Annotated in this window: 13 protein-coding genes and 1 CRISPR repeat array; of the genes, 6 read left to right on the top strand and 7 right to left on the bottom strand. The window is 41.2% G+C overall.

Annotated elements, in window-relative coordinates; all coding sequences use genetic code 11:
• Positions 1–273: 273 nt before the first annotated feature.
• Positions 274–1,224, top strand: coding sequence for an NAD-dependent epimerase/dehydratase family protein (locus tag H6G83_RS16680; RefSeq protein ID WP_190474289.1), 951 nt, complete (start codon positions 274–276; stop codon positions 1,222–1,224).
• A 432-nt stretch (positions 1,225–1,656) separates the two neighbouring features.
• Here H6G83_RS16680 and H6G83_RS16685 read toward each other — a convergent pair whose 3' ends face one another.
• The 4 genes from H6G83_RS16685 to H6G83_RS16700 form a co-directional block, all read right to left on the bottom strand.
• Entirely contained in the window at positions 1,657–1,995 is a 339-nt protein-coding gene (locus H6G83_RS16685) for an SMR family transporter (protein ID WP_190474291.1), read from the bottom strand.
• 93 nt (positions 1,996–2,088) lie between these two features.
• Positions 2,089–2,673: a YqeG family HAD IIIA-type phosphatase gene (locus H6G83_RS16690; protein ID WP_190474293.1), complete on the bottom strand. Its 585-nt coding sequence runs from the start codon at positions 2,671–2,673 to the stop codon at positions 2,089–2,091.
• 193 nt (positions 2,674–2,866) lie between these two features.
• Positions 2,867–3,847 (bottom strand): decaprenyl-phosphate phosphoribosyltransferase, encoded by a 981-nt coding sequence (locus tag H6G83_RS16695; protein ID WP_190474295.1) that lies wholly within the window; start codon positions 3,845–3,847, stop codon positions 2,867–2,869.
• A 526-nt stretch (positions 3,848–4,373) separates the two neighbouring features.
• Positions 4,374–4,850: a rhodanese-like domain-containing protein gene (locus H6G83_RS16700; protein WP_190474297.1), complete on the bottom strand. Its 477-nt coding sequence runs from the start codon at positions 4,848–4,850 to the stop codon at positions 4,374–4,376.
• A gap of 326 nt (positions 4,851–5,176) precedes the next feature.
• On the opposite strand from H6G83_RS16700, the gene H6G83_RS16705 reads away from it, so the two are divergent.
• Positions 5,177–5,566, top strand: coding sequence for a DUF2795 domain-containing protein (locus H6G83_RS16705; protein WP_190474298.1), 390 nt, complete (start codon positions 5,177–5,179; stop codon positions 5,564–5,566).
• 409 nt (positions 5,567–5,975) lie between these two features.
• Positions 5,976–9,292: direct repeats of the CRISPR family, unit length 37 nt; unit sequence GTTTCCATCAACTAATTCCCCTCACGGGGACTGAAAC.
• Between the two features lie 160 nt (positions 9,293–9,452).
• Here H6G83_RS16705 and H6G83_RS16710 read toward each other — a convergent pair.
• The gene (locus H6G83_RS16710; RefSeq protein WP_313936322.1) at positions 9,453–10,268 is read right to left on the bottom strand and encodes an ABC transporter permease; all 816 of its coding nucleotides are present in this window, start codon (positions 10,266–10,268) and stop codon (positions 9,453–9,455) included.
• Between H6G83_RS16710 and H6G83_RS16715 the strand changes: the two genes are divergently transcribed.
• Together H6G83_RS16715 and H6G83_RS35945 are read left to right on the top strand one after the other, a co-directional pair.
• A complete protein-coding gene (locus tag H6G83_RS16715) occupies positions 10,236–10,769 on the top strand; it encodes a TetR/AcrR family transcriptional regulator (protein ID WP_390822136.1) in 534 nt (177 codons plus the stop codon). The two genes, H6G83_RS16710 and H6G83_RS16715, sit on opposite strands and share 33 nt — an antisense overlap.
• Positions 10,762–10,890: a hypothetical protein gene (locus H6G83_RS35945; protein WP_277876358.1), complete on the top strand. Its 129-nt coding sequence runs from the start codon at positions 10,762–10,764 to the stop codon at positions 10,888–10,890. Before H6G83_RS16715 ends, H6G83_RS35945 begins: the two co-directional genes overlap by 8 nt.
• Before the next feature lie 21 nt (positions 10,891–10,911).
• Here H6G83_RS35945 and H6G83_RS16720 read toward each other — a convergent pair whose 3' ends face one another.
• Together H6G83_RS16720 and H6G83_RS16725 are read right to left on the bottom strand one after the other, a co-directional pair.
• Positions 10,912–12,741 (bottom strand): PAS domain-containing sensor histidine kinase, encoded by a 1,830-nt coding sequence (locus H6G83_RS16720; RefSeq protein WP_190474301.1) that lies wholly within the window; start codon positions 12,739–12,741, stop codon positions 10,912–10,914.
• A 206-nt stretch (positions 12,742–12,947) separates the two neighbouring features.
• Positions 12,948–13,115 carry a hypothetical protein gene (locus H6G83_RS16725; protein ID WP_190474303.1) on the bottom strand — a complete coding sequence of 56 codons (168 nt, stop codon included), beginning with the start codon at positions 13,113–13,115 and terminating at the stop codon, positions 12,948–12,950.
• A gap of 488 nt (positions 13,116–13,603) precedes the next feature.
• Here H6G83_RS16725 and H6G83_RS16730 point away from each other — a divergent pair, with 488 nt between their 5' ends.
• Together H6G83_RS16730 and H6G83_RS16735 are read left to right on the top strand one after the other, a co-directional pair.
• Entirely contained in the window at positions 13,604–13,876 is a 273-nt protein-coding gene (locus tag H6G83_RS16730) for a hypothetical protein (RefSeq protein ID WP_190474305.1), read from the top strand.
• Positions 13,877–13,879: 3 nt separating this feature from the next.
• The gene (locus tag H6G83_RS16735; protein ID WP_190474308.1) at positions 13,880–14,029 is read left to right on the top strand and encodes a hypothetical protein; all 150 of its coding nucleotides are present in this window, start codon (positions 13,880–13,882) and stop codon (positions 14,027–14,029) included.
• The last annotated feature ends 1 nt before the right edge of the window (position 14,030 follow it).

Below are 14,030 nucleotides of genomic sequence, written 5' to 3' on the forward strand. Positions count from 1 at the left end.
CATTGTCGCCTTGTTACTTGGTCAACCTTTGCCTGTTGGTAGCTTCTTCCCTGAATCTTGGAGAAGCCCCACCGCTTTCTCTTCTGCTTAAACAAAAAACCTGCCCTTGAAAGCATCCCCCTCATCCCCCCATTTCCCATCACCAGCCCTATAATTGATTTGCCAAGGTAGGGAGAGTTGTTTTAAAAATAACTAGGAAATAATGACTTTGTATCATTGTCGCTATTAACCTGTTGATATAAAGACTTAGGACACAACAATAAAATAAATAACATGGCAAAAATTATAGTTACTGGCGCAGCAGGGTTTATCGGTTCGCACTTGGCAGAAGCCTTGCTAAAACAAGGTGAAGATGTCATCGGCATTGATGAAGTAAACGATTACTACGACCCTTTGTTAAAACGTAAGAATATTGCACATTTACAATCGTCGCCTAACTTTACGTTTATTGAGGGAGATATTCAGTTTTTAGATTGGCAGAAACTCCTACAAGATGTGACTGTGGTATATCATCAGGCGGCGCAGGCAGGTGTGAGGGCGAGTTGGGGTCAGGGGTTCCGTGCTTATACGGAACGCAACATTAATGCAACACAGGTTTTGTTGGAAGCGGCTAAGGATGCTAAACAATTAACTCGATTGGTATTTGCATCTACCTCTAGTGTATATGGCGATGCGGAAACATTACCTACTCATGAAGGGATTCCTCCCCTACCAGTTTCTCCTTATGGCATCACTAAGTTAGCTGCCGAACGTTTGTGTGGACTGTATCACAAAAATTTTGGTGTGCCTTTTGTGGCTCTACGTTATTTCACTGTTTATGGCCCCAGACAACGCCCTGATATGGCTTTTCATAAGTTTTTTAAATCAGTTTTGCAGGATGAGGCGATTCCTGTTTACGGTGATGGACAGCAAACTCGTGATTTTACTTTTGTCAGTGATGCTGTAGCGGCGAATTTAGCTGCTGCTAAGGAATTGGCGGCTGTAGGGGAGATTTTTAATATTGGTGGTGGTAGTAGGGTGGTTTTAGCTGAGGTTTTAGACACAATGGAACAAATCGTTGGTCAACCAATTAAGCGGAACCACATCGAAAAGGCGATGGGTGATGCACGTCATACTGCTGCTGATGTGTCTAAGGCCAGGAGAATTTTAGGATATGCGCCAAATGTTTCTTTGCAGGAGGGTTTGGTTCAAGAATGGCAATGGGTGAAGTCTTTGTACACTTAAATTATTCAAATTAGGGACTTATAGCAGGGGACAGGTGATAGGGGACAGGTGATAGGTTCAAAACCTGTTTACTCTAAAGATTTTGTGATTCATCAATGTCCTAACCTATGTGGCTACTGCTATATAGTGAACAAATTTCCGTACCTGTAGGTTGATGCACTACCCACCAAAACGATGATACGGTGGGCAGTGCATCGGTCTAAGTATGTTTCAAAAATCAAGTAGGAATCCTATATATTTATTCAATGTTGCTAGATAATCTAGTTTTTAATGAACTGTATTTACTCAGAAATATCTAGGACTTACGCAAGTGTCATAATCAAACTAACTATAGGGTGCGTCAGCCCCAATAATTTTGTACATATTCAAGGATTTTCCACATCTGACGCACCCTACCCCTAATATTTTTTATGAAAGTTTAATTTTGGGGTTTTAAGAAGGTTTAGCTAGGGCGATCGCACTAATTCCACTCAGGAGCAAACCTATTCCTACCCACTGGGTAATCAATACTTTTTCTCTTAATACTACAGCGCCAACTATTGTAGTTACCACAATTGTTAATCCAATAACTACTGGATAAGCAATCGATAAGTTTAACTTCCCTAAAACCAATATATAAAAAATTGTACTTAAGCCGTAGCAACATATCCCACCTAATAGATAAAAATTTAAGGGATTTTGCCCTGCACCTAGTTTTAATAAAGTTTGCGCTATTGTATTTAAACTTACTGTAATTAAAATTAGTAAAGCAAAAACAATGGGATTACTCATAAATACTAATTTATTCAAGTTTTTAGATAAACTATATCAATACAACCTTTGAATTTTTCAAATAGGCAAATTTACAAAAATTCCCCTTCTTATCTACAAAAACATTTTATAACCAAAATCATCATTAAAATACCACAATTCTTTGCCGCTAGGGTAAGGTATTTGCACCCATTTACCTGCTAGTTTTTCCCACCATCTGGGGGGATGGGGTAAGCTGGCTACTTGAATGCAAGGACATCCGCACAGCTTTGCGCCCATAACGTCGGTATGTAGGCTATCACCAATGACTACTACGTTTTTTGGTGATAAACGCATCTGATTGATGGCTTTACGGAATGCGGGGGGGAAAGGTTTTTTGGCTGGACTGATGGCGGTAATATCGAGGCGATGTGACCAATATTTGACGCGGTAGCTACGTTTGCCATTGGACAGGATGAACAATTTTAAACCTGCTAACTTAGCTTCAGCAATCCAATCTTCTGCCCAAGGGGAAAGGTAGCGATCGTCTTCTGAAACAATGGTGTTGTCTAGGTCGAGGATAATGCCTCGAATACCCGCAGCTTTGAGCGAATCGATTTTAATTTCTGCTAGGGTGACAGTTTTTTTTGGTAATTGATCCAGTTGTTGAGTAAAGCTTAAGTGATGCTGTTTACTCCACCATGTTTTGATATGTCTCATTGAGCCAATTTTTATTTTGTCAGTGGTCAGTAGTTAGTCGTAAAAATATTGTTAGACTTAATTTACAACTGTAGGGTGCGTCATCTGTGGAAAATCCTTGAATCTGTACGAAATTATTGGCGCTGACGCACCCTAATATTGTGCTGAATTTCAGGGAAAAATAACTCACAACTGACAAACACAATGCAGTAAATTATTGGATAATTCCCTGATTTTTCAACCACAAAATCACAAAGCAAGTGCAAATCCAACCAATGACTGTGAAGAGGATTCCTTTATCTTTCAACAAAACTTCTTCTGGTCTTTCAGTGCGTCCACCTTTTTCTAAATTGTCATCTTCTTCATGGGAAATTTCTTGAGGATCGCTGAGAAGTTGATAGCGGAAGATACCGTACAGTACGAATGGTAGGGTGAGTAGCATCCAAGGAGTAGATGCACCACGCAAGGCTGGGCCTGCACTCCAGAGTGCGTATGCAAGGACTGTACCTGTGGTAACTACGCTTTCCATGCGTCCTAATAGGGGTAAGGAATAGCGTTTAAGTACAGCACGGAGTTTTGTACCTTGGATTTGTGCTAGGCGTAATTCGGCTTTACGTTTTTCGATACCTAAAAATAGCGCCAACATGGCTGTACAAAGTAGAAACCAAGCTGATAGCACAATGTTGGTGGCTGCTGCTCCCCCAAAGGCGCGTAGTACAAAGCCAGATGCGATCGCAATTATATCTAATATCACCAAACGTTTGAGTTTGAGGTTATAAGCTACTTGTAATATGGCATAGCCTGTAATCGCTGCACCTAGTTGTGGCGATCGCCACCAACTAATACTCAATGCGCCACCCAACAAAATCAACGCCATCCCTATGGCTACTGGAATACTCACAAGTCCTGCTGCAATTGGTCGCTTGCACTTGACTGGATGCTGGCGATCGGCGGCGACATCTGCAATATCGTTGATGAGATAAAAGCTACTGGATGCAGAACAAAATAGTATAAATGCAAACAATGTACCCAGGAAAGATTGCAGATTTATACTGAAGGCGAACAACGGTGCGGCAAATACTACTAGGTTCTTTGTCCATTGTCTTGGACGCAGAGCAGCTGTATGGTGTCTCAATTTCTGGTAGCTATTGATTAACAAAGAGCCTGCTGACAAGGAATCGCGTCCAGTATTCATAAGATATTGTATTTTTTACTAAAATATGCAGTTAATTTAACTACGTATTTTTTTACTAACAAGATATAGTAGTCCTATTTGAATTTTGAACAAATTTCCGTACCTGTAGGGTGGGCAATGCCCACCACATCATCTTTTTGGTGGGCATTGCCCACCCTACGTATGTTTCAAAAATCAAGTAAGAATCCTATATTACTATTTTTGAATTATTTTTACTGAAAAAATCAACTAATTTACCCAATCTTTAATAGTTTTTACCGAAGCTTAAATAAAAGGGATGTATCAAAGCAAGTAAATACTTGTAACAATATTGTCATAATCAAACTAACTGTAGGGTGCGTCAGCCACAATAATGTCGTACAGATTCAAGGATTTTCCACATCTGACGCACCTTACCCCAAGTGTCAGTTGCGTAAGTCCTGTTCATTACATAAGTTGGAACCGCGCTACCTAACTGTATAGCTGAGTGGGGGCGATGAGGAGAATAACTATGGACTGTTGACTAATGACGGTCTTCCGAATATGGTTATATATCTGATAAAGATGAGCGATCGCTACGCCAACGGTATTTAGCTTTTAGCAGGTTTCCCCACATTGCATCATATGGATGCACAAAGCTTGCTGGGGATGTATCATCTTTAAAAATGGGTCGCTCTTCATTTGCCCATTGGAAAATACCACCACTCAAATTAAAAACTTGGGAAAATCCTTGATTTTGTAGTTGCTGGGTTATCTTGGCACTACGATAGCCAACTGAACAATATACTACTATAGGCTTATTGTTATTACTTGATAATAATGCTGTGAAATCTGGTGCAATGGGGTCAATAGGTACTGCTGCTTTGATATGGCTGATATTATATTCTACTTGACTTCTTGCATCTAATATTAACGGCTGTGGTTTTGTTCCATCTAACAGCCAATCAGCAAATTCTGCTGTTGTAATTTGATTAATATTGCCAAATTTCTGACTAATCAAGTATTTAATTAAATTTAGCACCATTTGCTCTTTCTCCAAAACTCTTATTATCTTTTTGCTATTAATTTAAAAAATCATCCTTAAGTTGCATGACTTATATGTTATGTATGCCTCAAGCTATAAGCGTAATATCTTAAGTCTTACGCAAAAATTAAGTGTAAGAGGCTATCATGTTGCCAACAAAACTTATCTAGATAAAGGCTTGAGATGAATTAAATATGGTTAAATTTTCCATTTTTAAGTAAAAAACCAATTTTTTCTACGTTTCTTTAATTAATACGAAATTTACAACCCAAATTTGATTTAAGTGTTTTTTAGTCTATGTATAGCCCGGTTCATGAGGAGGAATTATGTTAAATATAAGTTTAAATAAACTGAAAAACAATTTAAAAAGTCTTATGTATCCACTCAGTAAGAAATCATTGATTAAGTATGCTGAGGAAAAAGGCGTTGATGAACAAGTCCTGAGATTTTTAAAATTGTTGCCTTCAAGAGAGTATGAATCTTTAGTTGATGTCAGTAATTGCATTGATGAAGTGAATAGACCTAAAATTAATCCAGCGCAGTTACAAAAGAATTTGAAACAACTCAGTTATCCCCTGAGCAAAAAAGAGTTGGTGATGTATGCTGAAGAAAAAGGTGTTGATGAGCAAGTCTTAAGAGCCTTAAGATGTTTACCCTCGAAAGAGTATCAAACATTAGATGAGGTAAACAAGGCTATCAACGCAAGCGCTGGTTAATAGTGATGAGGCGATCGCTTGTGGAGCATTGAGAGGAGCGATCGCTTAAACTAGAACTAGGTCGAGTCTACTGTTCGCCTCAGACTCCATCAGCCTGCGCCAGTTCTCAGCACTGAGTTTAACAAATGGCTCGGTGTGATAAATTGAACTTACCAAACTACTAGACAATAGTAAACACTTATTTTATGATTAAGGTGTTAGCTTGATGTTTGGCAGGTCAAAGCAGGGTCAAAAACCCTGGGGATACGCCAAAATCGCCAGAACCTTGACAACATAATAATTACAGCGTTTCACAAGTCAGGGAAGTTGCAAATTACTGGCAATAAGAGCGGCTGAAAATGACCTTTATTTTCCACCCGCCAAATCGCTTCCCAGGAAGCTTGCTCTAGTTATGTTTCAGCACTGAGCAGTTTCCATCAACTAATTCCCCTCACGGGGACTGAAACTGCCGCATTCTTCTGGTCGCCATAGCTGATTATAGAGTTTCCATCAACTAATTCCCCTCACGGGGACTGAAACGAAGAAGTTCACAACGACAGCAGCAACGATGACAGTTTCCATCAACTAATTCCCCTCACGGGGACTGAAACGAGCAGTTACAATTCCTGCGCGCTCAGATGCTGCAGAGTTTCCATCAACTAATTCCCCTCACGGGGACTGAAACAAAATAACGTGAATTTTATTATGACTACTCAATTAGTTTCCATCAACTAATTCCCCTCACGGGGACTGAAACCTAAGTACATAAATAAAGCTACTTCTGCTTCAGAATAAGTTTCCATCAACTAATTCCCCTCACGGGGACTGAAACATTAAATCAGGAATTAAAGAGGATCGCACTCATAAGTTTCCATCAACTAATTCCCCTCACGGGGACTGAAACTGATCCAACTTGCGTTGCAAGGTTGGATCAATTTGGTTTCCATCAACTAATTCCCCTCACGGGGACTGAAACAATTCTTTTCCTGCCAATTGCTTTTTCACGGCTTTGAAGTTTCCATCAACTAATTCCCCTCACGGGGACTGAAACTTGCATTCATCTTTGACAATATCTATCCCATTATCAGGTTTCCATCAACTAATTCCCCTCACGGGGACTGAAACCTCCACCGATAGTGATGGGCTGCACTCCCATGCAGGTTTCCATCAACTAATTCCCCTCACGGGGACTGAAACCATTTTTGGATTTGATAATCAAATTAGATACATCTTTGTTTCCATCAACTAATTCCCCTCACGGGGACTGAAACTGGCTAAGGATGAGTTTAGTAGCGGCGATAAGGAGGTTTCCATCAACTAATTCCCCTCACGGGGACTGAAACATGCCAAGTTGTTTGGCGAGGACGCTGTTAATGTCGGTTTCCATCAACTAATTCCCCTCACGGGGACTGAAACTTTCTAGTCCTTCCTTTAGTCGCTCAAGCTCTGATTGTTTCCATCAACTAATTCCCCTCACGGGGACTGAAACAAGGGAACAAATAGCAAAGCGAAAGCCTGTTGATGAGTTTCCATCAACTAATTCCCCTCACGGGGACTGAAACAAAAAAGTAAACGTCAAACGTCAGACGGATTTTTCGTTTCCATCAACTAATTCCCCTCACGGGGACTGAAACCAGTATTTCGCCTCTGTATCTGTTTGAGGCTGGAAAGTTTCCATCAACTAATTCCCCTCACGGGGACTGAAACAGCTACATACCAATTTTGACCATGAGCGTTTTGCGTTTCCATCAACTAATTCCCCTCACGGGGACTGAAACAGAGTACCATCGTAGTCGTACTGTTCGCTAAGGATATGCAGGGTTTCCATCAACTAATTCCCCTCACGGGGACTGAAACGGCCGGATTTACAAGCGATCGCTGTCTCTTCCATCCTCAGGTTTCCATCAACTAATTCCCCTCACGGGGACTGAAACATAATACTAACTAATATTCCTAAAAATATTCCCATCGAGTTTCCATCAACTAATTCCCCTCACGGGGACTGAAACACTACTACTGTAGTAGTACAAGTACCTGGACAACCAGGAGTTTCCATCAACTAATTCCCCTCACGGGGACTGAAACATTCAGCTTTTCCGCTTCTCTAAACATCTTAACGAGTTTCCATCAACTAATTCCCCTCACGGGGACTGAAACGTGGCCAACACTATGGGCAAAGCTTGAGCGGATTGAGTTTCCATCAACTAATTCCCCTCACGGGGACTGAAACAACCAATCCTGAAGTTCATTAATCAGATTTTCAGTTTCCATCAACTAATTCCCCTCACGGGGACTGAAACATGAAACTCCGAGCGATTAACAAGCTACCCACTGGAGTTTCCATCAACTAATTCCCCTCACGGGGACTGAAACCATCCAGAAAGCGATCTACGACTTGGAACGAGACAGAAGTTTCCATCAACTAATTCCCCTCACGGGGACTGAAACCTTTTCTTAATACGATGTAATAGAGAAATAATCGTAGTTTCCATCAACTAATTCCCCTCACGGGGACTGAAACGCAATCATACCAATGTTCTTTTCTTGCCCCACCCTTGTTTCCATCAACTAATTCCCCTCACGGGGACTGAAACAGGTTAGAGTTTACGGCAAGAAGTACATTTCTATCCTGTAGTTTCCATCAACTAATTCCCCTCACGGGGACTGAAACAACTTGAAGCTTTAGCTAGACTTGGCTCTGACGAAGAAGTTTCCATCAACTAATTCCCCTCACGGGGACTGAAACATTTCATCCTGAGCAAACTGCCAAATGAACTCAAGTTTCCATCAACTAATTCCCCTCACGGGGACTGAAACTGCAAGCATTGAGCAGAAAACTCTGCATAATACAACGTTTCCATCAACTAATTCCCCTCACGGGGACTGAAACCAGATCCCGTCACAGAAACCCAGCCAATAAAAGCTGGTTTCCACCAACTAATTCCCCTCACGGGGACTGAAACAGCAGGCAAAATTTTGCACCATTGGTTTTAAGGATTAGTTTCCACCAACTAATTCCCCTCACGGGGACCGAAACCGCTATATTTTCAGCCTATCCGCTATAAAGTGCAAGTTTCCACCAACTAATTCCCCTCACGGGGACTGAAACAAGTCGTTCATTGAGTTGATGGCAATTTGTTGGAGAGTTTCCACCAACTAATTCCCCTCACGGGGACTGAAACATACTTGTAAGACTTATTTCGCTGATTAACTCTGTTGTTTCCACCAACTAATTCCCCTCACGGGGACTGAAACTTGATACTCTGCTTGCGTACAAAGATAAGTGCCAGTTTCCACCAACTAATTCCCCTCAAGGGGACTGAAACTCACATAGACTTGGATCTGCTTATTGAGAATTTTTTCGTTTCCACCAACTAATTCCCCTCACGGGGACTGAAACGAAGCTTTGTAAATTCTGCCGTCGCTTCCCTGCACCAAGTTTCCACCAACTAATTCCCCTCACGGGGACTGAAACATTCAATATCTACATATTCACCATATTCTCTAACTAGTTTCCATCAACCAATTCCCCTCACGGGGGCTGAAACACCGCATTGCAGCAACCATTACCTTTTCCTCTAAGGTTTCCATTAACCAATTCCCCTCATGGGGACTGAAACATAGTCATCATCATCGTGTTTCCATCAACCAATTCCCCTCACGGGGACTGAAACTCTGGGTCAATTGTTGTAGCGTTTGGATACACATCTATTTCCATCAACCAATTCCCCTCGCGGGGACTGAAAAGTTTGAGGAATTAGTTGATTTTATATCCTGCACCTTCTCAATAAGCAGATGGCGATGCACTCCCCACCCTACGAAATAATCGGTTTTCCAAGCTGTTATTTTGTCAATAAGAGTGATGGTTGTGACACCAAAGGCGTTGAGTATTGGGGAGTCGGAAATTTTAACTTAACTGATTACGAAATTTATTAATACTAATAGTTAATAAAACAACAGCAAAGGCGACTAAAGCTAAAGCATTCATCCAAAGAACATCTAAACCAACGCCTTTGAGCAAAATACCCCGAACGATCGCAACATAATGGCACAGGGGATTAAATAGAGATAAGAATTGAAACAAAGGAGGCATAGATTCAATTGGTGCGATCGCTCCAGAAGTTTGTACCATTGGTAAATTGATAAAGAAAGATGTTAAAACTACCTGTTGTTGGGAACTGCTGACAGTTGCTAGCATAATTCCCAAGCTAATACCCACAAATAAATACATACTAGATAAAGCAAAAAATAGCAGAAAACTACCTCGAAATGGGATGTTAAATACTACTGTTGCTAATATAATAGCCAAGAAAACATCTCCTATCAATAAAAATGCTAAGGGGACAATTTTTGATAGTAATATTTGCCAGTTAGCAGCCGGAGTCATTAATAATTGTTCTAAAGTACCTGTATCTTTTTCTCGCACAACAGTAACTGCTGATACTAATGTGCCAATTAATGTTAAAACTAAACCCATCACTCCGGGGACAAAAAACCAACTACTTATTAACCCAGGATTGTAAAGAAATACAACCTCCGGTGAAACAGGAAGATTTACTTTACCTTGAGCTAATTGCAGATTATACTGTTGAATAATCTGGTTCATGTAATTTCCGGCAATTCCGGCTGTGTTAGCATTCACAGCATCGATAAATACTTGAATTTCTGCTGAGTTTTTTGAAGGGTATTTTTGCAGGAAGGTTATGCTAGAACAAGTATGGATCGTGTGAGTGCAGAAGCTGGAGTATCAAAGCAAACGATATACAGCCACTTTCGGGATAAAGAAGGTTTATTTAAAGCGTTGATAGAAAGGTTGACAATTGCTTGTTTTGAGAGTGTTTTCAATCTGGAAAATTTGCCAGGTGAACCAGCGATTTTGTTGCGTCAAGTTGGCGAATTTTACTTAACGAAAGTGGCAGAAAATCCCGATTATGTAGGGCTGTTGCGCTTAATTATCACTGAATCACAAAGTTTTCCTGAACTAGCTAAACTTTATACACAAACCGTTGTGCAGCGTGGTCGGCAAATACTGGTTAAGTATTTTGAATGCCATCCAGAATTGAGCATAGCCGATCCAGAAGCAATGGCTCATATATTTTTTGGTTCCCTGAATTCCTACGTAATTGTACAAGAAATTTTGTATGGAAACGAAGTTATGTTTCTATCACGCGATCGCTTGTTAAACACTTTAATCAACGTAGTCATGAGTCAGTCTCTTGCTTAAAACAGATGAGGGAGTGGGGGGAGATGAGGGAGATGAGGGAGATGAGGGAGATGAGGGAGATGAGGGAGATGGGGGAGATGAGGGAGATGAGGGAGATGAGGGGAAAACTATTGACTATTGACTATTGACTATTGACTATTGACTATTGACTATTGACTATTGGCAAAGTAAACCAAAATGTTGCTCCTTTGTTTAAATCACTCTGGACACCGATTTCACCACCGTGAGCGGTGATAATTTGCTTACATAGATATAAACCCAGCCCTAAACTTAATGAATTGCGAATACTACCACCTTGGAAGTAAAGGTCGAATAAGCGATCGCCTTGTTGTTGACTAATTCCGATACCATTATCTTCAACGGTGCAGTAAATCATATCCTCTTGGGGGACAGCGTTGATAGTTATATGTAAACCTGGGGCGTTATGTTTAATAGCATTGACAATTAAGTTAGAAAATACACGCCATAGTTGCGTAGAATCAGCATTGACTAACGGTAAATCTGCTGTGACAAAATTTATCAGCGTGACTTGATTATCTACCAACATTGGTTGCAAATCAGCGATCGCCGCTTCCACAATTCCCCGTAACTGTACAGGCTGACATTGTAAACGCAAACCTTGCACTTCCCCAATATGGGCTTCTAGTAAAGAGTTAATCAGATTTAACTGGCGATCGCTACTTTGAAGCATCATTTCTAGAATAAAGCGAGGAACAGGGATTGGGGACTGGGAACTGGGGACTGAGGCCATCTTCTCCCCATCTCCCCCCACTCCCCTACTCCCCACCCCATTCAATAAATTCCTCAACACCATCACAGTCCCCAACACAGGGTTGCGTAAATCGTGGGACACGGCGTGGAAAAATATCCTTAGTGCTTCCTGGGCTTGTTTGCGTTGGGTGATATCTTCAACTAAACCTTCGTAGTAAAGCACTTTGCCTTGTTCGTCACAGACAGCGTAGGCTTTCTCAGAAATCCAAACAACGCTACCATCTTGACGATAAATCTGTGACTCAAATTCCGGTACTAGTCCAGACTCTTCCATCAAGCGGACAAACTCGGCTCGGCGCTTAGGGTCAACATATAATTTATGTTCAATATCTGTAAAAGCTGTCACTTCTTCGGGAGAAGCGTAACCATATATCCGTGCTAATGCGGGGTTAGCTGTAATGTAACGTCCATCGGGGCTACTTTGGAAGATACCTTCAATGGCATTTTCAAAGATGCTACGGTATTTAGCTTCGGCTAGCCTTAACTTATCATTAGATGATTCTAGTTCTTTGCGAGCGTAAAACTCTGAGCGTTGCAGGCGATCGTATAGGTAAACACCAAGGTCACATATAATACAAAACCAAAAGATGTAAAGAATAAATGTGACATTGTATATTTCTGGATTTTGAGGTATTGGGGTACTAAGCCTGAGAGCTGTGTTTACACCAAAATAGTAAGCTAAAATTCCTAGCTGGCATATTAAATGAAGACTCCAGCGCATAGGCATTAATGTAGCTTGGCTCAAAAATAGTAACGACCAGCCTGCGGTATCGGGTAGGGCAAAACCTTTGAGAGTGGCAAATAATTGTACTGCTAAACTCAGCGACCAAGATGAGCCTAAAAATATTACACCTGGATGACGATGACCAAATCTTGTTTGATGCAATGCAATACAAACTAGCAGGCTCAACAACATTGCCGCATTGATCACCAGCCCTTGAGTTCTGATTACCTGGGGTAGTATCTTCGGTTCTTGCAGAGAGAAAAACAGGTGGTAGATATCTTTGAATGTAAATGACAGTAGACAGCCTAGCACTAGCCATAGCCATAGATGTAACCTCTGCCATAAAAAACGTTGCCTAATTACCCACCACTCCTGTTGTTGAGAGCGATTTTGGGAACCGACATTAAATTCATCTATACTCGGTGCAGAAATCACTTCTCTCCACCGCGTTTGCAACTTTCTTAATAAGGTAGCCATTAGAGTTTTACAAACCTCACCCATACCGTTTGTTGCAGATGCTTCCTGTTGCCAAACTGTAATGATACCAATTGGTAATTAGTAATGCGTAATCCGTAACTCGTAATTAACAAAGTTAGAGCCTAGAGATTAGATCTGACTTTTCACCTCATGTGGAAAAGCTCGCCGCCAGACCTAACCCCCCAGCCCTGACAGGTGTAGGTTTTTTATTGGTGTTCCAAAAACCTTGGTTTGGGGTGTAAGGGTGTAGGGTGTAGGGGTGTAGGGGAGCCAGTCGCGTGGGCGGGTTCCCCGACTTGAGCGAACTGGCGTGTGGATGAAACAATGATTTTCTCGTTAGTAGGGGCGGGTTTACCAAGATCATCATTAATCATCAAAGGTATTTATCAACCCGCCCCTACAACTCACTGCTATATTAAAAACCTACACTTGTGAGACCCCCCAGCCCCCTAGTAGCCTATCCATTACCCGGATCTATCTCAACATTTGTGAGAGTATTCACTCACGTTTTTTCTAACCCTGATTTGTTCGTTGTTGATTCTCAATAAAAACATGGTTTTAGCGAGAAGACAAGGTGCGAATTTGTCAAGCCCCATGAAAAACTGAGTTGACAAGATGCTTACTAAGCAAGGGTTTTAAGATTGTAAAGAAAGATGTGGGTAATGAATAGCCCCTAAGAGGAGGGGAATGGGAAGATGGGGGAGATGAGGGAGATGAGGAAAAAAACTGGTAACTGATAACTGATAACTGATAACTGATAACTGTCAACCTAGTAATTTTCAATAATTGTGGTTAAATATAACATCAATTATTATGCAAGCTGTTTACCCTATTAATAGGGGTTTGCACAGGAGATATAAGAATGAGGGTCTGGCTTGTTTGTTTTTTGCTTTTATTTGCTATAGCAGAATTATTTGATTGGTTAAAAGAGTTTTCCTTGCCATTACCTATTTATATATTAGGCGGGGCTTTCTTGGCTGTTGCTTCCAATTATGACAAAATTTTTGGCTATTATTTCACCGATACAACTATTGACGCATCACTTGAAGAACCCAAGTTAGATTTATTCTCCGCATCTTCTAGTTCAATTCCTTTAACTGCTGCTAGTAAGGTTGAAGAGGTTCAGGGAGAGTAGAGAGTGAGGGGAGATGAGGGAGTGGGGGGAGATGAGGGAGTGGGGGGAGATGAGGGAGATGAGGGAGTGGGGGAAGATGGGGGAGATGAGGGAGTGGGGGGAGATGAGGGAGAGGGGGGAGATGAGGGAGATGAGGGAGTGGGGAAAAACTAAT

Source organism: Anabaena azotica FACHB-119, assembly GCF_014697625.1.
GTDB lineage: Bacteria > Cyanobacteriota > Cyanobacteriia > Cyanobacteriales > Nostocaceae > Trichormus > Trichormus azoticus_A.